The 21,355-nt window shown below is 28.1% G+C and carries 17 protein-coding genes; 7 read left to right on the top strand and 10 right to left on the bottom strand.

Annotated elements, in window-relative coordinates; translation table 11 throughout:
• Positions 1-2: 2 nt before the first annotated feature.
• The 9 genes from DAD81_RS07985 to DAD81_RS07945 form a co-directional block, all read right to left on the bottom strand.
• Positions 3-1,163: a mandelate racemase/muconate lactonizing enzyme family protein gene (locus tag DAD81_RS07985; RefSeq protein ID WP_111707728.1), complete on the bottom strand. Its 1,161-nt coding sequence runs from the start codon at positions 1,161-1,163 to the stop codon at positions 3-5.
• A 34-nt stretch (positions 1,164-1,197) separates the two neighbouring features.
• Positions 1,198-1,893: an RraA family protein gene (locus DAD81_RS07980; protein WP_111707727.1), complete on the bottom strand. Its 696-nt coding sequence runs from the start codon at positions 1,891-1,893 to the stop codon at positions 1,198-1,200.
• A 722-nt stretch (positions 1,894-2,615) separates the two neighbouring features.
• Entirely contained in the window at positions 2,616-4,175 is a 1,560-nt protein-coding gene (locus DAD81_RS07975) for an FAD-binding protein (protein ID WP_111707726.1), read from the bottom strand.
• 6 nt (positions 4,176-4,181) lie between these two features.
• Positions 4,182-4,529: a hypothetical protein gene (locus DAD81_RS07970; RefSeq protein WP_111707725.1), complete on the bottom strand. Its 348-nt coding sequence runs from the start codon at positions 4,527-4,529 to the stop codon at positions 4,182-4,184.
• A 307-nt stretch (positions 4,530-4,836) separates the two neighbouring features.
• Positions 4,837-5,181 carry a hypothetical protein gene (locus tag DAD81_RS07965; RefSeq protein ID WP_218939684.1) on the bottom strand — a complete coding sequence of 115 codons (345 nt, stop codon included), beginning with the start codon at positions 5,179-5,181 and terminating at the stop codon, positions 4,837-4,839.
• The gene (locus DAD81_RS07960; RefSeq protein WP_111707723.1) at positions 5,123-7,759 is read right to left on the bottom strand and encodes an NACHT domain-containing protein; all 2,637 of its coding nucleotides are present in this window, start codon (positions 7,757-7,759) and stop codon (positions 5,123-5,125) included. Before DAD81_RS07960 ends, DAD81_RS07965 begins: the two co-directional genes overlap by 59 nt.
• A 3-nt stretch (positions 7,760-7,762) precedes the next feature.
• A complete protein-coding gene (locus DAD81_RS07955; RefSeq protein WP_111707722.1) occupies positions 7,763-8,815 on the bottom strand; it encodes a hypothetical protein in 1,053 nt (350 codons plus the stop codon).
• A gap of 16 nt (positions 8,816-8,831) precedes the next feature.
• Positions 8,832-9,566, bottom strand: a complete 735-nt coding sequence (locus DAD81_RS07950; protein ID WP_111707721.1) for a hypothetical protein — start codon at positions 9,564-9,566, stop codon at positions 8,832-8,834.
• A 5-nt stretch (positions 9,567-9,571) separates the two neighbouring features.
• Complete coding sequence (locus tag DAD81_RS07945) at positions 9,572-12,016, bottom strand: trypsin-like peptidase domain-containing protein (RefSeq protein WP_111707720.1); 2,445 nt, start codon at positions 12,014-12,016, stop codon at positions 9,572-9,574.
• A 514-nt stretch (positions 12,017-12,530) separates the two neighbouring features.
• Here DAD81_RS07945 and DAD81_RS07940 point away from each other — a divergent pair.
• Genes DAD81_RS07940 through DAD81_RS07925 form a run of 4 tightly spaced genes read left to right on the top strand, consistent with a single transcriptional unit; the run spans position 12,531 to position 17,620 of the window.
• Positions 12,531-13,214 carry a TetR/AcrR family transcriptional regulator gene (locus DAD81_RS07940; RefSeq protein ID WP_111707719.1) on the top strand — a complete coding sequence of 228 codons (684 nt, stop codon included), beginning with the start codon at positions 12,531-12,533 and terminating at the stop codon, positions 13,212-13,214.
• Positions 13,204-14,874, top strand: a complete 1,671-nt coding sequence (locus tag DAD81_RS07935) for a peptidase domain-containing ABC transporter (RefSeq protein WP_111707718.1) — start codon at positions 13,204-13,206, stop codon at positions 14,872-14,874. Before DAD81_RS07940 ends, DAD81_RS07935 begins: the two co-directional genes overlap by 11 nt.
• A gap of 2 nt (positions 14,875-14,876) precedes the next feature.
• Complete coding sequence (locus DAD81_RS07930) at positions 14,877-16,238, top strand: HlyD family secretion protein (protein ID WP_111707717.1); 1,362 nt, start codon at positions 14,877-14,879, stop codon at positions 16,236-16,238.
• Positions 16,238-17,620 (top strand): TolC family protein, encoded by a 1,383-nt coding sequence (locus tag DAD81_RS07925; RefSeq protein ID WP_111707716.1) that lies wholly within the window; start codon positions 16,238-16,240, stop codon positions 17,618-17,620. The genes DAD81_RS07930 and DAD81_RS07925 overlap by 1 nt, the downstream gene beginning before the upstream one ends.
• An 80-nt stretch (positions 17,621-17,700) precedes the next feature.
• Here DAD81_RS07925 and DAD81_RS07920 read toward each other — a convergent pair whose 3' ends face one another.
• Positions 17,701-18,705 carry an LLM class flavin-dependent oxidoreductase gene (locus DAD81_RS07920; protein WP_111707715.1) on the bottom strand — a complete coding sequence of 335 codons (1,005 nt, stop codon included), beginning with the start codon at positions 18,703-18,705 and terminating at the stop codon, positions 17,701-17,703.
• A gap of 611 nt (positions 18,706-19,316) precedes the next feature.
• Here DAD81_RS07920 and DAD81_RS07915 point away from each other — a divergent pair.
• From DAD81_RS07915 to hxpB, 3 genes are all read left to right on the top strand, one after another.
• Complete coding sequence (locus DAD81_RS07915; RefSeq protein ID WP_111707714.1) at positions 19,317-19,928, top strand: DEAD/DEAH box helicase; 612 nt, start codon at positions 19,317-19,319, stop codon at positions 19,926-19,928.
• A gap of 60 nt (positions 19,929-19,988) precedes the next feature.
• Complete coding sequence (locus DAD81_RS07910; RefSeq protein ID WP_111707713.1) at positions 19,989-20,633, top strand: thiamine phosphate synthase; 645 nt, start codon at positions 19,989-19,991, stop codon at positions 20,631-20,633.
• A gap of 62 nt (positions 20,634-20,695) precedes the next feature.
• Positions 20,696-21,346 carry a hexitol phosphatase HxpB gene (gene hxpB / locus DAD81_RS07905; RefSeq protein WP_111707712.1) on the top strand — a complete coding sequence of 217 codons (651 nt, stop codon included), beginning with the start codon at positions 20,696-20,698 and terminating at the stop codon, positions 21,344-21,346.
• The last annotated feature ends 9 nt before the right edge of the window (positions 21,347-21,355 follow it).

Below are 21,355 nucleotides of genomic sequence, written 5' to 3'. Positions count from 1 at the left end.
TTTTAGATATAAAATCCATCTCTATGCTCTCTAATTCCAGGGTGTTTTTCCATTTCTTCCTCAATTAAATCTACCCCTAAACCAGGTCTTTTACTAAGTATCAATTGTCCGTTTTGAATATCTATAGGATGACTGATAACTGTGTCTCTCCAAGGTACGTCTTTAAAAATAAATTCTTGCTTAAAAAAGTTTGGAATGGATGCACAAACGTGCGCAGATGCTAATGTAGATAATGGTCCATTAGGATTGTGAGGCGCCATTAAAACACTATAGGCTTCTGCCATAGTTGCCATACGTTTCATTTCAGATGGTCCACCACACCTTGTAATATCAGGCATTATAACATCACAAATTTGTTTTTCTAATATTGGTCGAATACCATGTCTTGTATAGTGACGTTCTCCTACACAAATAGAAACTTCAGGGTCTATTCGTTCTCTAAAAGCTCTTAATGTGTCTGCACTTTCTGGGCCTGCAGGTTCTTCGTACCAAGTAATATCTAAGACAGACAAGCGTTTTGCCATAGTAACTGCTACTTTAAAATTAAGCATGGCATGAGTTTCTATCATAATATCCATGTCTTCTCCAACAGCTTCTCTTACAGCTTTGCTAACTTCAAAAGCTCTATTTTGCTGTGATTTGGAAAGTGATAGATTGGTATCTAAATCTTCTCCATAAAAATAATTGGTATGGGCAAAAGGATCAAATTTCAATCCTGTAAAACCAGCTGCTTTTACTTCTTTTGCTTGTTTTGCATAGTCAACTTCATTATGTCCTCCACCTGTAAACCAATAATTGGCATATAATTGTATTTTAGTTCTATATGAACCTCCTAACAAATCATATGCAGGAACGCCTAATGATTTCCCTTTTAAGTCTAATAATGCCATGTCTATTCCTGAAATGGCGCACATGCTAGCTCCATAAGGTCCAACCCAGTTTAAATCTCTGTACAACTTTGTCCAGATAAAATCAATTCGCATGGGATCTAATCCAATAATTCTTTGGCCCAATTCTTTGGCTGCTGCTTCTACAATTTGACTTCCAGGCCAATTAGTAGCCTCACCAACACCTGTTACTCCTTCATCGGTATATATCTTTAACATGGTCCAGTTATACTTTACTCCTTCAACTAGCCAAACTTTTACATCTGTTATTTTCATTTATTTTGGTATTATATCTTTATTTATTAGAAGCTTACATTATATGGTATTTGTTCCATGAATCTACGGCGCTCATACCATTTTGAATGGCTTTTAGCACAGTTTTTTCTCCTCTAGATTTTTCAAACGCACGTAGAAAAACCTCTTCTTCATGTTCTTGCGGAACAACGCAAACACCGTCTATATCACCTACAACAATATCGCCTGGGTTGATGCGTACACCTTCTATTTCAATAGGTACTCTAAAATCAATTACTTTACCTCTAGGCCCTTGATCTTGTGCATAGTTTCCGTATGAAAAAACCGGAAAATCTAAATCCATAATACCAAAGGTATCTCTTGAATAACCATTTGCTACAGCTCCAGCAGCGCCTAATACTTTAGCTCTGGTCATCATTAATTCACCTACTAGCGCATAGGTTGGAGAAGCTCCTGCACAAATATATACTTCGTTCTTTTTTAAATCATCCAAGGCTTCTAGCATTAAACCAAATGGTTTCGACATCAATGGATTTTGACTTCCAATACTTAATTCTTCAAAGGTATCTGCTTCTAATACAGGCATTGCTCTCCCTATCAAAAACATGTCGTTTTTTAATGGTTGTATCTGAGGTGGTAAAAATTGATGCAATAAATTCATTTTATCCATAGCATCACCTACTACAGCGGTAAATAATTCTTTTTTTGCTGCTATAAACAGCTCATCATCATTTTTCCAAAATTTATTCATGTTATTGTATGGTTTAATTATTTGTAATTTTAGGAATAAACACTAACGGAAATGTTACCAAATCCAAGGTTTAGAACTAAAAGAGTTTTAAAAACTCTATATAACAAAATTAGTGTTTGATACTTTTTTTCTGGTACTTTTAATTTGCAGTCATATCCTCTATGTTTGCTGTTAATATATTTTATACGGAATGAAGGTCATTATTAAATACTTATTAGGAATACTATTCCCTTTCATGGTAATTATTGCGTTTCAAAGAAATATCTTTTAATTAACAATTTTTAAATAAAATATAATTGTATTGTTGCCCGAAAATAGTTGATTAATAATTTTAAATTATTCTTATTAAATTTTAGAAAATTGAGAATAAGGGATATGTCTATTTATTAAGTCAATATTTTCAACTAGTATATTTTCATAATTCTACAGGTTCAGTCATTATGAAGTTATAATTGCAATTATATGTAATTACCAATAAATTTCTGTTTTCAAAAGATACCGTTAAAGATTTTTTAAATACGTGATTCTCAAGAAACCTTAGAACTATAAATTAACACTTATAATTATTCGTTATGAAAAATTGCCGGACGTCAATGTGTTCAATTACTTATTTAAAACACAATTCCCAACCGTATTTCACGCGCAAAATAACTAAACTTTTAAAGTTTATTAAAATTATCGATTTTGAGGAAAAATTAGCTTCCAAAATATTAATTCATTTTTTAAGCTAAACCAACAGTCTTTAAAAATTTGTTAGAAAACATTTCCTGCATTTCAGGTGATAATAATTTTTTGCGTTGCTCTTTCCAATCTTCAGCTTTATTAGCGTACATAAGATTTACTAATCCAGGAAAATCCCAAGCATTATTTTTTCCCCAATGAATAGTAAAAGGAATATTGTTTTCTTTTAAAACTTCCACCATTCTCTTAGAATATTCTTCTAAACTCATTATTTTTTTTGTTTTTTTCCAGAGAACACCATCAATCTCAATCATAGTAGTTATCGGAAATTTTGTAAAGCCAAGAGTAGCTTTTGTTTGTTTTACAAAACGCAATGCAAATATACCTGGTATTGGTCCTTCATTGCGTGTTAAATCACCAAGCAGATTCATTGCTTTTTCAGAATGTTTATGATGAATTCCAAATGAACAAGCAAAAGCTGGCCCTTGATACGGGGCATCCCAGAAAATCTCTTTAAGCATTCCTGTAGTTTCTTCATTCACTTCAGGTAAAATTGTTTTACGCAACCGTTTAACCAACCAAGGAATACTTTTTGGGAAATTTTCAGCAAGTTTTACAAAGAGAAATATTAAATCTTTATATAATGATTCTTTAATAACAGGAAAAGGATCTGGATAAGGTTCTTTATAAGGTTTTTTGTACATTAATTCAACTACGCAATTTGGATCATTACTATACTGATTGATAAATATTTTAAAATGATAAGGTCGCTTTCCATTTCCTTGTTCATCTGTTTCCTCAGGAATAAAAAAAGTAGAATTTTTAAAATCCATTGTATTCGCTAGTTCAAAAGCTGAACTTTTGCTTATTTTTTTCACATATCGTTTTAAAAGAAAAATAGGCTCTGCCTCTACCACTATACCATGGATAAATCCAAAACCTCCCAAACCAACCAAAGCTGCATAAAACAAATCATCATCTCTTATAACTCTAGTATTTAAAGTAGTTACAAAATCATTACTTAATGCCGGTTTTGATGCTGGTTCTATATAAACAATATCACCAACATTTGGACCTATAATAAGGTTAAGACCTACAACGTAATCTTGCACGGCTCCAGTGTCTAGAGCTGAACCATGAACACCTGTTGATATACAACCCGCAATTGTTTGTCCATTACTTGCCCCTGTTGTGCTTAATGATTTTCCGTTTTCAGCTAAAGTCTCAGATATTTCCTTAATGGTATTTCCACATTGAAATAAAAACAAATTTGAGGGGTCATAATTACTGTCTTTATGACAATTGTGATCTAGAATAGGCATAGATAAATTCATAGCTCCATTAAAATGCATTCTGTCTTTATTACTAGCAATATTATTCATTGACCAAGCAGAGCCATATGCTCTAAAACCATCACCAGCTTGATGAGTTTCTTTTATTAAGCGTTGTATTTCAAGTGCAACATCATTATATCTATCAAGTTTTTTTGGCATTAAACGTTCTCCTTCTAATTTTGTTTGATACAAGGTTTTTAAAGGGAAAGGCCCATTTTTATGTAAGGTATTCCATTCTTTTAGTGATTTAGATTTTGTAGTTGCCATAGTCTATTAATTTTGAGGTTTTTCACATACATATTTGATTTTCACTTTTCGTTTTTTCCCAAAGGTTATAGCACTAAGAAATAGGCTTCCCAATGTATTGCGATACTCAATCATATTTAATTTACCAGATTCACAAACATCATTTTCTTTAATTAGATAGGTAAAGTCTTTTGATGTTAGTTTAATATTAATAACCGTATCAATTTCAATAACAGCCATACCACGATAATAATCATCTCTTTCAGAAAAAGGATCTAATTGTGGAGCTCCATTTACATTTCTCAATCTAACAGAATAACAAGAAGTTAATATTAAAAAACTAATAGTGAATAGAAGGAATTTAATCTGTTTCATAATTAATATATTAAAGATTATTAATAAATTGTTGTAATTTTTCACTTAAACTTAATGCTTAAACTAACATCATTTACCTTATAAGCACTCTCAATTTTTTAGGTAAAAATATTTTTATATAATCAATTTAATATCATAGTCAAAAAATAGGTGAAATTGACATGATAAACAGTAAATATTGATTTTAACCAAGTTCAATATACAAAAAATAATTAATTGATTTTTATGTAACCTGTTAAATATATGAGTATTATGTGTTTTATTAAACTTCAAACAGTTAAAAATTTATAAAAATCTAAACTTAATTTTAATCCTTATTTAATCTGACTTTTTCTTTTGTTAATGAGTTATATGTAATTGATGCACTAGGGTTAAATTCTTTTAAGGTTTCAGAAATTTGTAGTGCTTCTTCAATTTTTTCTTTAGCAGCATCAATTTCATTTACCTGTTCTAATAAAGATGTTAATGTGGCAAGTACTTCTGATAAATTATAAAGACATTCTGGATTTTCTTCTACTAATTCTCTATAAACGTGAGCAGATTGTTTGTAAAGTTTTATGGCTTTTAAAGGTTTGTTTATTGCAATTTTTATATTATGTAAAAATAATATCCAAATTACTATCCATAATTTCTTTAGCAAATAAAACGTCACGCAATACAATATTAAAATGTCCTGTATTTGTAATATCCTTAAGAAAGAAATCTAGATTTTTTTTAGCATAACCTTCTAAAACATCTATATTATTTAAATCTTTTCTAAGTTTTCTATATTCTGAATTAAACTCAAAGTGTTTTTTAAATTGAATAGCATCTAATTTTAGTTTATTAAAAATAAACTCCCATTTTGTATCTCTATAATCTTCTTTTGCATAAAATGATTCCGTATTCACAAATTCTTGAAAGTCATTTATGGGTCTATTATGTTCTAACCTATTCTCAAGTCTAAATAAAAGAAATTCATATTTTTTACGAATCTCCTTACCTATCCTTAAAGCATCTTTTTTTATTTGATTACATAATGATAACGCATCTTTATAACGTTCTTCATATTCAAAATTCTGTATTTGAATAAGTTGCAGTTCAAATTTTAAATTTTTGTTTTTATTAACTGTTGCTTTTTGTAAAGCTCGATTAATAAATTCTCTTGAAAGTTGTATTTTATTTAAACGTTGATAAACCAAAGCTTCGTATTTACCAAATTCTGAAAATCCATTGTTAACACGTTTATTATTTTGGCGTAACTTTTCATAAACTTCTCCTAAAAAAGCAAACTCACCGTTTAAAGCATCTTTTACTAAGCCCAAATTATATTGTTCCCAATCGTCATTACTTATATTACTTTCATTTACAGTTTCTTCAGAAGAGTTTTGGTTACTTAGCGAATCTATAAAACGCCTAGATGATGCTGGTAACTCAATTATAGAATGCTCTAAATATGGTCTTAACTCATTAAAAGTAGAAGCATCTAATTTTTCTGGTATAACTTCCTTTTTCAGTAAGTGAAAAAAATATTCTGCTTGGTGTTTTTTACGTTCTTCTAAATCTTCAATAGCCTCATAATTAGAATAATAATTAATGGCATTTTCCCTAATAGCTTTTGATTCTTCTGGATAATTTTCTAAAATCATAGACTCACAAGTCATACGTAAATCTTGCCTAAAAGAAAATGATTCACCATCACTTGATTTAGAAATTAATGATACCTCTTTTCTAAGTTCTTCATAAATTTTTTCGGCTTTAGACCTATCTGTGAAGCCTAATTTAGTTGGTTCTGCTAATACTTGTATAATAACTTCTGGGTTTAAATAACGAACTAACATTCCTGGAACAGCAATCTTTCTTACATCATCATCATGAATATGACCTAAGATTCTTCTTACTAGATATTGCCATTTCTTCCCTTTAATTTCCTCTTTATTTTTAAAGTTAAATCCACCATCTCTTTTTGCCAAATCTGTAGCTAAGGTTAGCATTAAAGGGTTTCCACCAAAATTATCATATATAAAATTTCTTGTTTCCTTATCGCTAACTCCAGTTTTTTCTAGTAAAGAATTAGCAGAATCTGCATCAAACTCTTTAATTTCCATTAAATCAAACTTAAAGTTATCTACACCAATATATAGTTCTGATCTACCTACAAAAATTGGTCTAATTCTAGGGAATTTTTCAGAAATTTCGCTAATAAATTGATAAAAAGTAAACAGTTCTGTTGAAGAAGCACGGTACTGCATTTCTTCAAAAGAATCAAAAACTACCAAAATGGGTTTTTTCCCTATTGTTTTAAAATCTAAATTATTGTTTTTAATAATGCCTTCAATAGTTCCATAAATATAATTTCTAGTAGTAGTATTCGTAGATTTTATCATTTCAACATTTTCATTATCTGATAATATTAATGAAGAAATTTGCTCACTTACTCTGTTTATTAAGTCTTTATGTATAGGATATTGTATATTAATTTGCCTAAGAGCTTCAATTAAAATTGTCATAGGTTCTTTTAGGGTAAAACCAGGAAGATCAAAATCTATATATACAAATGGTAAATTCCCTTTTTCATTGCTGCCATTTTGATCCATGATAAATTTAGCAACAATAGTAGATTTACCAATACCACCAATACCTTTAATTAACAGAGGTGGTTTTTCATGCCAGTTAATAATATTTCTAAATGTGGAAGATATTTTGTTTACGATATTAGACTTTGGGAGCCAGTCTACATAATCATTCACTCTTTTTAGTTCTTTGCTACGACCAGCAAAATTTTTAGTAATTCGCTCAAATTGCTTGAAAAATTGACGTCTTTGGTATATTCCTTTTAACTCATCTTTAGGCAACTTTCTTGGAAACAATTCAGACAGAAGAATGGCATAAAACACTTCTTCATTAGATAGTTGTTTTATATTGATAGTGTTTGTTTCCATACTCATTAAAAGAACATTAGAGTAAGTTGTATTTACTTGATATTTATTAATATAATCTTGAATATTATTTATACCAATGGTATCTTTTAAGATTGCCATTCTATCTTCTTTTTTTAATCTATAAGAACCATCGCTATTCTTAAAAGCTATATTTTTAAAGGTTTGAGTATCTACGGCATCAAATTCCTTTAAATCTTTAACAGGATTAACTTGGTACAAGAGCGCTGCTTTTTTAAAAACTTCTAGACTTTTATAATCTATAGTTTTTGTTTTTTTAAAAAGTAAATCAAAATTAAATTTAGAATCCATATGTTATTCTTTTAAAGCCAATAAATGTTCTGAAATCCCTAAACCTATAGCAGATATATCTATTTTATTACTATCTTCAATTAACATTGAAATCATTCCGTCTATATATTCATCAAGTGTTATATTGTCAAATCCATCTATAGCATGGATTTTAGTTTCGTATTTTAAATAAATTTTAGATAAACATTTTTTCACATCATCTACTTGTATTTTTTCAATATTGTATACAGGTGTAGTAAATTTTAAATCGCTATGCCAATGTCTTATATTTTGATAATTAAATCCTGCAATTATAAATATACATTTAGGAAAATCGTTTTTTATACTTTTAATTAAGGTGAAGATAAACTCTAACAAATTGTCATTATTATCTTCTATTTTATGAAAATCGTGTAAAAAGAAAACTGGCACTTTATTTTCTTCTTTTACACATTTTTTTAACTTATTAATGAATTGTTTAAATTTAAATTGCTCGTTTTCTTCTGTATCAAATTCAATTTCTAAACCAATCTCGTTAAGTATAGATTTTGCTAATTTTTCACCTAGAATAATATCTGGATCTCCCAATACAGCGGGTATTTCAATGGGTACAAAGGTTAAAATATCTAAGCTAGTTGAAATGTTTCTTAAAAATTTTTCTAAATAAGACATCCCAGATCTAGGCTCTCCATTAACTAAAATAACATCAGCTTTATTAGATGCTAATGCATTTTTAATTTTATCTCTAAACTTAGTACGATCAATAAAAGGAAAACTATCTTCAATAAGTAAAGAACAAGCCAGAAGTTCGTTTATATTTTCTGTATCCAGTTCTATATGATGCACATCCATTTGTTGTGATAGAGTAATAATCTCTAAGCGAATTTTATTTAAATCTTTTACATCTTCTACTAGATTAACTTCATCTTGTTTATATTTATTTAATTCTGAAGAAAGGATAATAACTCTTGGTTTAAAAACACTTAAGGCACCAACACAAGAATTTTTTAAAAGAACAATAGCTTCTTTATATTTAACGTTCTCTATTAGTAAATTTATTTTCCCTGAAATTGTCATAAAATAATATTTTTAATTAAATGTCTAACGATGCAATGTACTGCTCTGAATTTCCTAATTTTTTTATCACAAAGTCTCTATTTTTAGCATAAGCGGAAGTAACTAATTCTGCTCTAAAAAAATGAAGCTTCATTTTCATTACATTTTTACCAAATTTCACAAACAAGATTCTTCTAATTTTTTTCTTAGATTCTAATATAAATCCAGAACCTAAAATAGACACATTACCATTTAACTCTTCTGCCAAACCCAACTGAAAATTTCCTCGATTATGTGTTAATGTATTTTGCTCAAAAGCTACCAACCTTTTATCATCTTCACCTAAAGATTTTAAAAGATCTAAAGACTTTAAAAGTACATTTATTTGTTGTCCAGTTAATAAATCTTTTAGCAATGAAAAAATAGCCTTATCTAATTCTAAAGCATTTGCTTCTTCTCCAAGGGCGTTAAAATCTTTTTGACTAATGAGCCATCCCAAACGTTGTAAAACTTCAAAATACATAGTGTACCAATCTGCCATTTGTGTTTCTTCTGGAAATGATTTAGTAGCAGCTCTTTGTGCTAACAACATGGAGTTGAGCACATCTTCTCTAGACTGCTTAGACACGTTTTCAGTAAAAGAATTAAGTCCTTTATAGTTTAAAAAACTTGGTGTTTTTGTATCAGATTCAAATTTACTATAATCCGTAAAATTTATTCTAGAATCTATTTTTATAAGCTCTAATTTTTCAATGTATGTTTTAGTATCCATAATTTTTAATCTAATAAATATTTTAAGGTATTATCTCTAAGCATTGCAGCCTTATGGTTGTTTAGCTGCTTTAAAAATTTATCTTGCTCTTGCAGTAAATCACCCGCAGGTAAAACCACCCAATAATCTGTACCATAAAGTGTTCTTGCAGCAATATCAGGTTGTTTGTCTAATTCATCTTTAAACTTTTTGAATAAATTGTCTTCTACTAGATTAAAAGAAAAATCACCATAAACTTTCCAATTCGGGTTTTTCATCATTTTAAAAATGCGCTCAATTCTTGTGTTTTTATTAAATTTTCCAAAGTTTAACCAATTATCATCACCCCCAAAATGACCTAAATTTAATTTTAAGTTATTATACTTTTCTAGAACTGGTTCCCAATGTTCAGGCTCATTTAAATAACGAGCCCTATCATTTCTTTTTTTACCTGGTATTTTGTAATTATGATACCCTTTCTTATCTTTAATTCTAATTGTTTTCTTAAATGTAGAAACTGTTTCGCCTCCACAATGCGTTAACACAGGAATATTTTTTTCAGCACAAATTTTAAAAATAGGATCTAATCTAATATCTGTTGGCTTATAACCTAAAGAAGGATAACATTTTACACCAAAAAACGGTGTGTTTGGATCTGAGAAAACATCTAAAAATAATTCGTATAAGTTTTCATCTTTTCCTTTTGCATCTGCACGTCTTGGATCTAAAGCTAAGAATGGTATTATGGCACGTTCTTTACTAATTTTTTTAATATCATTAATTTGCTCTTTAAAATTACGTCTTGGAGTTCCTCCCCACCCTGTCTCTAAATCCATTTGTAAGATACCTATAACCATTTTACTGTTTGAAAATTCAGGTAAGTTTGTAATTGCATATTTGTCATGATAAAAGTCTAGAACTTCAGCCATGTTCTTCTTTCTAAGAACTTGAAGAGCTTCTTTTACATCAAATCCAAAAATTTCAAAGTTTTCATATATATCTACTGTTTTATCAAGTTCTGCCTCTAATTTTTCCCAATCGGCATCAGAATCATCCATGCCTTGTGATATTTCTTCATAAATTTCTTCTTCTTCTTTTATAAGTAACTCCATTTTTTGAGTCTCTTGCTCCACAGCTTCAATCCCCATTTTACTTAATGCTACAGATTTTAGCATTCTTAATAATATATATCTTATAGATAGACAACGCTTATCAAAAATATGTGTATGTATATCAATAACACAGTCTGGTTCTGCCAGATATGTTTTAACTAAAAATGTTAAACGTGTTTTTGGATCATCTGAAATTTGGGCTCTTGCTTTTTCTAAAAAAGATTCTGGTGTTATAACTTTATTGGAATTAAATGCTTGTAAATTTGAATGCACTTCTTCATCTTCATTAATATCTGTATTAGCAACATCACTAGTTCCTTGTTGCCTTTTTATATCTTCCATTACAAATTTTATAAGAATACCTTCATTTGCTCCCATTTTTTTGCCTGTCTCTTGATTTACAACTAATCCTCCATCTTCTTCTGTTTTACCTGCATGATGTAAAGCAATAACATTCCAATCTGCATCAAATACTGGAGCACCACTAGAGCCTTTTTCTGTATCTGTTTTATAGAATATTTTTTCATTATCTATTGCAACAATATTATTTCTGGTTAAGGCAATTTGTTTTTTTTCTCCTAAAGGATGTTGAATAATGTTTACAAAATGCTCTATTTGAGGCTCGCTAAAAATATTTACTTTTAAATGTCCCCATTTCTTCAATGGGTTTGCGGGGTTATCAATAACCTTAATATATGCATAATCTAATTTTAATAAAGAACTAAATAATGCACCTTTGGGATCTAGCTTAAATTCACTAGTTTTTCTGTTAGATCCATGTATATCTTCTTCATAATCAAAAACTATTTTAGAAGTTGCTGCAAGATTTGCATTAGGTATTACATGGTGGTTTGTAATCATCCAACCATTTTCTAATAACCAACCTGTTCCTTTTGTACCATCTGCTCTAATAACTTGACACACACTTTTTGAAACTTCAATAGCTTTATAAACCCAGCTCATTGGCACCAATGTATTATTTGGACCTTGAATTTTTTCTAAATTTTCTTTGGAAGTTGTGGTGTAGATTGTTTTAAAAGAATCCATAATACGAAGCGTTTCTAGCTCTGTATCTACCATATCCATAATTCCTAAAAGGTTTCTTTTAAGTTTAGCACGGTTAACTTTATAATCGGATTCACTGATAAGTTCTGAATTATGATTTGCTTTTAGTGTTTTAAAACTTCCAGAGTTTAAAATAATGGGAGTACTGAGATCTTTAGATATCGGTGCAAATTCTTTTTTTAAAATAACAATTGATTCCTCTATCTTATCATTAGATAATAATATTTTCACATTATTAATAACAAGGTCTATAGCTTCTTGATTCATATCTTTAGAATTTAAAAAATACCTCATATTAAAGGAATATGATTAATATTTTTGTTTTGATTATCAGTAATAATTATATTTAAAAATTGTTTACAATTATAAAATATAGTACCGTTGCTTATTCTGGGGAAGTATAAACCATTGAAATATTAATGGTTATCTCAAATATAAGAAAATATTTTTAATTTATTTTTATTACATACTTTACACTTAATCTCTTTCTTTTGATAGAAAAATAAATGTTTACTCACAATTATTTTATTCTACCATTAAATTCACAAGATCCACGAATCTCTTTTTTATTTACTTTTTTAAGTATAAAAATCAAAGGCTGATTTAATTAAAAAGATACCATTAACAAGTGCGTATTAATTTTTATAAAGCCATTATGCATTAGGTAATTTAGATATAATATTAAAAATTTCACAATCCTTTTACTCGATACAGTTTTATAATGTTATTCAACCAAATAATAATTTTTAACAAAATATTTTCATAATTAATAGTATTACTATTATATTTGCCTTTAATAGTTTTAATTATGAGAAGTATACTATCAAATATTAAAATAGAAATTCCTCAAGGAATTTATTTAAAAGATCCAGAATCATCCACTTTAGGTAAGAAAATTATTGAAAATAGCATTGTTCTAATAGTGGAAATTGGTTTTGAAGATTTTAATTTTAAAAAATTAGGAAAACTTATATGCTCTAATGAAAGTTCTATATATCGCTATTTTGAAAGTAAACATATGTTACTAGTTTATCTTACTTCTTGGTATTGGAGCTGGATAGAATACCAACTTGTTCTTGAAACATATAGTATTAATAATAATGAAGAAAAGTTAAAAAAGGCTATCGAAATAGTTACAAGAACCACAAAAGAGGATACTAATTTTAGTCATATTAATGAAGTTTTGTTAAACCAAATTGTTATTAATGAAAATTCTAAATCATATTTAACTAAAAATGTAGATACCGAAAATAAAGACGGTTGTTTTATGTCGTACAAACGTGTAGTTACACGTTTATCAGAGATAATTTCATCATATAATAATGTTTACAACTACAATTTAAGTTTAGCAAGTACAATTATTGAAGGTGCATTACATCAACATTTTATGAAAACTCATTTTAAATCTATAACAAATTGTAATTCAAAAAATACACCAACCATTTTTTTCACAGATTTAGCACTTAAATTATTATTACTTAATGAAAAATAACACTTTAACTCCTTGGAAACGTTTTATTGGACTTTTAGAATTAGAACGTAAAGATATTTATCAAGTATCATATTATGCCATTTTTGAAGGTATTGTAACCTTATCTTTACCTTTAGGAATTCAAGCCATTATTAATTTATTACAAAGTGCTCAAGTATCAGCATCTTGGATTGTATTAGTTATATTAGTAACAGCAGGAGTCGCCTTTGCAGGTGTTTTAAAACTAATGCAAATGCGTATTATTGAAACTATTCAACAACGTATTTTCACAAAAGCTTCATTTGAGCTTAGCTATCGTTTTCCAAAAATAAAAATGAGTGAATTAAATGATTATTACCTTCCTGAATTAGCAAATCGTTTTTTTGATACTTTAACCATTCAAAAAGGATTGTCTAAAATTTTAATAGATGTCCCTTCTGCATTATTACAAATTATATTTGCTTTAATTCTACTCTCTTTTTACCACCCATTTTTTATATTTTTTGGATTTTTATTAATTATTTTAATTTTTATTTTATTCAAATTCACAGCTCAAAAAGGGTTAGATACTAGTTTAACTGAATCTAAAAATAAATATAAAGTAGCACATTGGTTACAAGAAATCTCTAGAGCTGTAATTAGCTTTAAACTTTCAGGAAGAACCTCTTTAGCCTTACAAAAAAGTGATGTCCTTGTTAGTGATTATTTAGACTCTCGCGAAAATCATTTTAAAATATTAGTGTTGCAATTTGCCCAAATGATAGGCTTTAAGGTATTAATAACCGCTGGTTTATTATTAATTGGAGGTTTTTTAGTTTTAGATCAGCGTATGAATATAGGTCAATTTGTTGCTGCTGAAATTATTATTCTTTTAGTAATAAACTCTGTTGAAAAATTAATTTTAGGATTAGAGTCCTTTTATGATGTGCTTACTTCAATTGAGAAATTAGGACAAATTGTAGATAAACCACTTGAATCTCAAAAAGGAGAATTAATTAAAGATGATTTAGATTTTACAGTTGAATTTGATGACGTAATTTATAAAACAAAGGAAAAGAATAACCCTATTTTAAATGGAATATCTTTTACAATAAACCCTAAAGATAGAATTTTACTTGGAGGTGAAAGTGGTTCTGGAAAATCAACTTTATTGCAGCTCGTTACTGGCTTAAAATTACCAAATTCAGGACATGTTTATATAAATAATCTTTCAATTGAAAGTTTATTTATTAATGAATATCGAGCCAAATTAGGAATTTCAATTTCTGAAGAAACTCCTTTTGAAGGTACTATTAGAGAAAATATAACTTTTGGAAATAAAGAGATTACTGATGAAGATATTTATAAAACATTTTATGATGTAGGTCTTACAGATTTTTTAAAACAACAGCCTAAAGGTTTAAATACCATTTTAAATCCCGAAGGAAAGCAAATTCCTTACACAGTTTCAAAAAAAATTATTTTGGCAAGAGCAATCATGAAGAAACCAAAAATGTTAATCCTAGAAAATCCTTTAGATCAATTCCATAAGGATGAAGCAGAACGTATTCTTGCCTTTTTAACCGATAGTTCACAAAATTGGAGCTTAATTATAATTAGTAATAATGAGAAATGGAAACTTAAATGCAATAAACTTATTACATTAAAAAATGGGACTATTATTAATTATGAAAAAATATAAGTATGCTAAACATTTCAAATAATAAAGTTTCAGAAAATATAAATATTAAATCGTTTAAATCTGGTCAAGAAATATTTTCAAAACAATATCATAAAGGTTTTAAGCGTTTTTTATTCTATTTTTCTATCATTTTGGTAGTAATTCTCTTTTTACCTTGGACACAAAATATAACAAGCAACGGAAATGTTACTACTTTAAAACCAAATCAAAGGCCACAAACTTTACAATCTCAAATTCCTGGACGTATTGAAGAATGGTTTGTACAAGAAGGTGATTTTGTAAAAAAAGGAGATACTATTATTCGCATTTCAGAAGTTAAAAGTGATTATTTTGATGAAAGATTAGCAGAAAGAACAGATAATCAGCTTACAGCTAAATCATCATCTGTAGAGGCTTATAAAAATAAAGTTATTGCCTCTAGAAATCAAATTTTAGCATTACAACAAGAAAGAGCTTTAAAGTTAAAACAAGCTAAAAATAAATTAATACAAACACGTTTAAAAGTAAAAACGGATAGTATGGATTTAGAAGCTATTAAAATAAAAGCTAAAATTGCAAAAACGCAATATAACAGAACTGTTTCATTACATGAAGAAGGTTTAAAAGCGGTAAAAGATGTAGAAGAAAAGAGTGCCAAATTACAAGAAGCAGAGGCTAAACTTATTTCTCAACAAAATAAGTATTTAAGTACTCAAAATGAGGTGATAAATTCTCAGCTTTCAATTTCAACAATAAGTGCAACCTATGGAGACAAATTAGCTAAAGCACAAAGTAATTTATTTACAGCACAATCAAGCGGTTTTGATACAGAAGCAGAAGTCTCTAAATTAGAAACTAATCTTGCAAATTATAAAAAACGTAATAGCCTTTTATATGTTACAGCACCGCAAGATGGTTTTATAAATAAGGCTATTAAATCTGGTGTAGGAGAAACTTTTAAAGAAGGTGAACAACTTGTAAACATAATGCCTTCAAACTATGATTTAGCAATAGAAATGTACATTAGACCAATAGATTTACCACTTATTCATACCAACGAAAATGTTCGAGTTCAATTTGATGGTTGGCCAGCTATTGTGTTTAGTGGATGGCCTAATGTTTCCTACGGAACTTATGGTGCTAAAGTTGTAGCAATTGAGAATTTTATTAGCAATAATGGTAAGTATCGTGTGCTTTTAGCTCCAGATAAAAATGATGTTAATTGGCCGGAAGCAATTCGTGTTGGATCTGGAGCAAAAACAGTTGCACTGCTAGATAATGTTCCTATTTGGTTTGAATTATGGAGGTTAATAAATAGCTTTCCTCCTAACTTTTATCAACCAAACAACAACACTAAATATTCAAATAATAAAAAGAAAGCATAATGAAAAGAATTTTTATTTTATTATTTTTTTTAAGTTCTTCTATAGGCTTTTCGCAAGAAAATGATCGTATTTTAACATTAGTAGAATATTTAGGTTTTGTGAAAAAATATCATCCAATAGTAAAACAGGCACAACTTATAACTACTGAAAGCGAAACTAAACTGCTGAAATCTAGAGGTGCTTTTGACCCTAAATTACAAGTTGATTACAATAGTAAAAAATTTAAAAAAACCGAATATTATAATAAATTAAATACCTCTTTTAAGATTCCAACTTGGTATGGTATTGAGCTAAAAGCAAATTATGAAAAGAATGATGGTTATTATTTAAATCCAGAATTAACAACACCCGACAAAGGTTTGTACAGTGCAGGAATATCTGTACCACTAGCAAAAGGATTACTAATTAACCAACGTATGGCTACTTTAAAACAAGCAAAATTATATACAAAACAAGCTGAAGCAAAACAGCAGTTAATTATAAATGATGTTTTATATAGTGCAATTATTTCATATTTTAATTGGTTAAAAAATTATCAATCAAAATTAATTTATGAAGATTATCTTGTAAATGCAGAAACACGGTTACAAATTGTAAAAAAAAGTTTTTTAGCAGGAGACAAACCTGCAATTGACACCCTAGAAACCTCTATTAATTTAAAAAATAGATTGTTAGATTTAGAAAAGGCAAAAATTGGATATATAAAATCAACTTTAGAACTTTCTAATTATTTATGGTTGGATAATAATTTGCCTTTAGAATTAGAAAAAGCAATTAATCCAGATGTGAATACAATACGAAAAATAGATATTGTTTTAAATAGTTCTATTTTAAACAATAATTTAGAACAACACCCTAAATTACAAGAACTTCATTTTAAAAAAGAAATTTTAAATATTGATAAAAAGCTAAAAACAAACAACTTACTACCTGAAGTTAACTTACAATACAATTTTTTAACTTCCGATTATAATAATCTAAACTCATTAAATACCACAAATTATAAAAGCGGATTAAATATTAGTTTTCCTTTCTTTTTAAGGAAAGAGCGCGCAGATTTAAAGTTAGCAAAATTAAAATTGAAAGATATCAATTTTGATATTTCTGCAACTAAAGTCAATTTAAAAAATAAAATTTCTGCAACAATACAAGAAATAAATTCTTACAAAAAGCAATATCAAATTTTAATAAATCTTGTAACGGATTATAAAAAACTTGTAAATAGTGAAGAACGAAAATTCATCCTAGGAGAAGGTTCTTTATTTCTTGTAAATTATAGAGAAATTAAATTGATTGAAAACCAATTAAAAAGAATTGATACAGAATATAAATTATTTATGAGTAAGTCGAACTTATTAAGAACTTTAAGTGATTTGTATTAATAAAAAAAGGTTTTATAAAAAAAGAGACGTTTATAATTTTACTATAATCGTCTCTTTTTTGTATATACTGTTACTATGTTTTAACTCAACTCTTTCATAATTTCTGCAAATAATTTATAAGATCGTATTCTATCTTTTATGGCATAAATATTAGTAACGGCAATAAGTTCATCAGCTTTAGTTTGCTCCATAAACTCTTTTATTTGAGCTTTAACTGTTACCTTACTACCTATAAAAGAATACTTTAACATTTGGTGAACCTGAGGGTTTTGTAGTACTTCTTTAAACTCATTAGTCATAGCTGTTGGTGGTTGTACAAAATCTCGTTTCCCTGTAAATATTCCAACAATCATACGGATTAAAGATGTTGACAAACGTTCAGCCTCTTCGTCAGTATCTGCAACAATAATATTTACCCCAGCCATCACATAAGGTTTTTTTAAATGGCTAGAAGGTTTAAACTCTTTACGATAAATATCTATAGCTTGCCATAAATGAGTTGTTGCAAAGTGGCTAGCAAATGCGTAAGGCAATCCTTTTTTTGCTGCCAAATGCGCACTATCTGTACTGGATCCCAATATATAAATAGGAACTTCAATTCCTTCGGCTACAGTAGCACGTACTTTAGAATTTGCATTTTCTTTTGAAAAATATGTCTCTATTTTTTCCAATTCATTTGGAAAAGATTGAGCTGCTTGCATAAAATCAGAGCGAATTGCTTGCGCGGTTTCTCTATCGGTTCCTGGTGCTCTACCCAAACCCAAATCAATTCTATTTGGATATAAAGATGCTAATGTTCCAAATTGTTCAGCAATAATTAATGGAGAATGATTTGGCAACATAATACCTCCAGAACCAATACGAAGCGTGTTTGTACCTTCGGCAACATAACCTATTAATATTGAGGTTGCACTACTCCCAATGTTAGGTGAATTATGGTGTTCTGCCAACCAATAACGTGTATAACCAAATGCTTCGGCTTGTTGCGCTAATTCTAGAGCGTTATTAAAGGTTTGTTTTAGTGTATGATCTTTAGAAACTAAAGCTAGATCTAAAATGGAATAAGATGTATGTTGAGTTTTCATAATTTATGATGTCATTTTTAAAAATGGAACAGAACTGTTAAAATAAAAGATTTTTTACGTTGGTTTTATAATGATAATATTTAAAATTCAATAGAGACTTACATAAAAAAGCTACATAATTAAAAGTCGTTTTTTTATTCAAAACATTACAATTTCCCCCTTTTGTTTTACTTCAATATATTTAACAGGTTATAACGTTTTTACATTATTGGAATTACACTTGTAGAATATTTTACACCATCACTTTATCATTAATAATCAACGTATTATATTAAAAAACAATATTATTACTTTATTTATGTTCTATAAATTGTTTTTTTCTATAAATATTACAACAAATTTACGCTGAAAGGTGCATAATTTATTAGTATTAAAAAGGGAATTTGAGGTATGTTTAAAGGTTTATTGTTTAATAAAATTAAAATGTCTTTATATAGCTTCAAACTAAAATTCAACAATTAACTTTTTATTATTTCTTGAATTTTTATTATTGAACTATAAAAAATAATTTTCAGTAATAGCCTTCATAGAAAAAATAAATTACGTCAATTTAGTTGTATATTTGCCGTAATTATTATGAATTTACGCTAAATAATCATCACTTTATTCCTATGCCTTTTAAAAAATTACACTCCTATATAAAAGAAATACTAGAAACTCTAGAAATAAGTACTCCTACTCCTTTTCAAAGCGCAAGTATTCCTATAATAAAAAGTGGTGCAAATATATATTGTACAGCTCCAAAAAATAGTGGTAAAACAACCACACTTTTACTTACTACCTTACAAAAATTAAAATGCGAGGCCGTTGGAACAGCTCCAAGAGCTATTATTTTAGTAGAAGATAAAGATAGTGCGTTAGAATTATATGAAACCTTTATAAAATATACCAGATATAATTCATTACGCGTTTATTTATGTGATGAAAAGTTACATATTGATGTGCAAAAATCAGAAATATTTGAAGGTCAGGACATCCTTATTTCTACACCTAAAAATATGAATAAGTTGTTTTTATTAAATGGTGTAAATACTTCTCAGTTAAAGATTTTTAATATAGACGATGCTGAGTTTTTATCTCAAAGATCTGCATATACTGCAACTATGGCAATTACTCAAGGTATAACTAAATGTCAGTTTGTAATATACTCTGAAAAAATGCAACCAATTTTAAAACGCTTAGAATCCTATTTTATGAAACATCCAAAAACTGTTTCTATTTAGAAAAAATAATAATTTACACTTCCTTACAACAATAATACTTCAAAAAAAAATTAAGACATTATGATGATTCCTAAATTACATTATATATCTCAAGGAAGTTCTAAAAAAGAGCATTTAGAAAATATACAAAAAGCATGTTCATCTGGTGTAGAATTAGTGCAAATAGGTTTAAAAAATATTTCAGAAAAAAAGTATTTGAAATTTGCTAATGAAGCAAAAGAGATTACTGCTCATTTTCAAACAAGATTAATTTTAAACGCTTATTATAAAATAGCAAAAGAAATTAAAGCAGATGGTGTTCATTTAGCAAAAACAGATACCTGTCCTACTATAGTTAGACAACATTTATACACTTGGCAAATGATTGGTGGAACCGCAAATACCTTACAAGATTGCGAAACATTAATTAGTAAAGAAATAGATTATATTAGTTTAGGTCCTTTTAATTATTCAACAACTAAAGAAAATTTAAGTGAGGTTTTAGGTTTAAATGGTTTTGCAGCAATTATTGATGTCTTAAAAACCAAAACACCAATTATTGGGTTTGGTGGAATTACTACAAAAGACGTTACGGAGATATTAAAAACGGGTATTTCTGGAATTGCGGTATCTAATGAAATTACTCAAGATTTTAATTCTATAAGTAAATTTCATCAATTATTAAAAGCTTCTTCAACAGAAGAGCAACGTTATACATTTGAATAGAATTTGTACTTATTTAAAAAAGTAAAATATAAAAATTTACACCTCCTTTTTAATATTTAAACATGAAAAAAAATACATTTATATTTGATATGGATGGAGTTATTATTGACTCTGAACCATTTTGGAGACAAGCTCAAATTGAAATACTCTCTACTTACAATATTACCATTTCTGAAGAGGATTGTATTAAATATACAATGGGTAAAAGGATAGATGATGTAGCTTTAATATGGTGTCAATTACATAAATTAACTATAAACCCAAAAATACTTGAAACAGCTATTATTACTGCAGTTGTTAATTTAATAAACACAAAAGGAGAGGCTAAAAAAGGTTTATATGAACTTTTAACTTTTCTTACAAAAAATAATTTTAATATTGCTTTAGCAACTTCATCTAGCTTACCAATAATTAATGCCGTTTTTAACCGACTTTCTATTGCTAATTATTTTAAAGTTGTTTGCAGTGCAGATAATGAAGCATATGGAAAACCACATCCTGCAATCTATTTAAAAGTTGCTGAAAAATTAGGAGTTAATGCTGCAAGTTGTCTGGTTCTTGAAGATAGCATTACTGGTTTAATTGCTGCAAAAGCAGCCACAATGCACACTTTAGTAATTCCTTACGATAAAACAGATTTAAGATTTTCTTTAGCCAATAATATTTTTTCTTCAATGTTAGATGTTATTGATTATTTAAAAATTGACATATAAATAATAACT

It is taken from the genome of Lutibacter citreus, from assembly GCF_003260195.1.
GTDB classification, from domain to species: domain Bacteria; phylum Bacteroidota; class Bacteroidia; order Flavobacteriales; family Flavobacteriaceae; genus Lutibacter; species Lutibacter citreus.
The sequence above is the reverse complement of the archived record's forward strand: the minus strand, read 5'-3'. Positions and strand labels throughout refer to the sequence as shown.

Coding starts and splice junctions, on each gene's coding strand:
- DAD81_RS07975 (WP_111707726.1), bottom strand. CDS start 4,175: ATGGCAACTACAAAATCTAAATCACTAAAAGAATGGAATACCTTACAT.
- DAD81_RS07960 (WP_111707723.1), bottom strand. CDS start 7,759: ATGGATTCTAAATTTAATTTTGATTTACTTTTTAAAAAAACAAAAACT.
- DAD81_RS07910 (WP_111707713.1), top strand. CDS start 19,989: ATGATGATTCCTAAATTACATTATATATCTCAAGGAAGTTCTAAAAAA.
- DAD81_RS07985 (WP_111707728.1), bottom strand. CDS start 1,163: ATGAAAATAACAGATGTAAAAGTTTGGCTAGTTGAAGGAGTAAAGTAT.
- DAD81_RS07925 (WP_111707716.1), top strand. CDS start 16,238: ATGAAAAGAATTTTTATTTTATTATTTTTTTTAAGTTCTTCTATAGGC.
- DAD81_RS07930 (WP_111707717.1), top strand. CDS start 14,877: ATGCTAAACATTTCAAATAATAAAGTTTCAGAAAATATAAATATTAAA.
- DAD81_RS07915 (WP_111707714.1), top strand. CDS start 19,317: ATGCCTTTTAAAAAATTACACTCCTATATAAAAGAAATACTAGAAACT.
- DAD81_RS07935 (WP_111707718.1), top strand. CDS start 13,204: ATGAAAAATAACACTTTAACTCCTTGGAAACGTTTTATTGGACTTTTA.
- hxpB (WP_111707712.1), top strand. CDS start 20,696: ATGAAAAAAAATACATTTATATTTGATATGGATGGAGTTATTATTGAC.
- DAD81_RS07940 (WP_111707719.1), top strand. CDS start 12,531: ATGAGAAGTATACTATCAAATATTAAAATAGAAATTCCTCAAGGAATT.
- DAD81_RS07945 (WP_111707720.1), bottom strand. CDS start 12,016: ATGAGGTATTTTTTAAATTCTAAAGATATGAATCAAGAAGCTATAGAC.
- DAD81_RS07980 (WP_111707727.1), bottom strand. CDS start 1,893: ATGAATAAATTTTGGAAAAATGATGATGAGCTGTTTATAGCAGCAAAA.
- DAD81_RS07920 (WP_111707715.1), bottom strand. CDS start 18,705: ATGAAAACTCAACATACATCTTATTCCATTTTAGATCTAGCTTTAGTT.
- DAD81_RS07950 (WP_111707721.1), bottom strand. CDS start 9,566: ATGGATACTAAAACATACATTGAAAAATTAGAGCTTATAAAAATAGAT.
- DAD81_RS07955 (WP_111707722.1), bottom strand. CDS start 8,815: ATGACAATTTCAGGGAAAATAAATTTACTAATAGAGAACGTTAAATAT.
- DAD81_RS07970 (WP_111707725.1), bottom strand. CDS start 4,529: ATGAAACAGATTAAATTCCTTCTATTCACTATTAGTTTTTTAATATTA.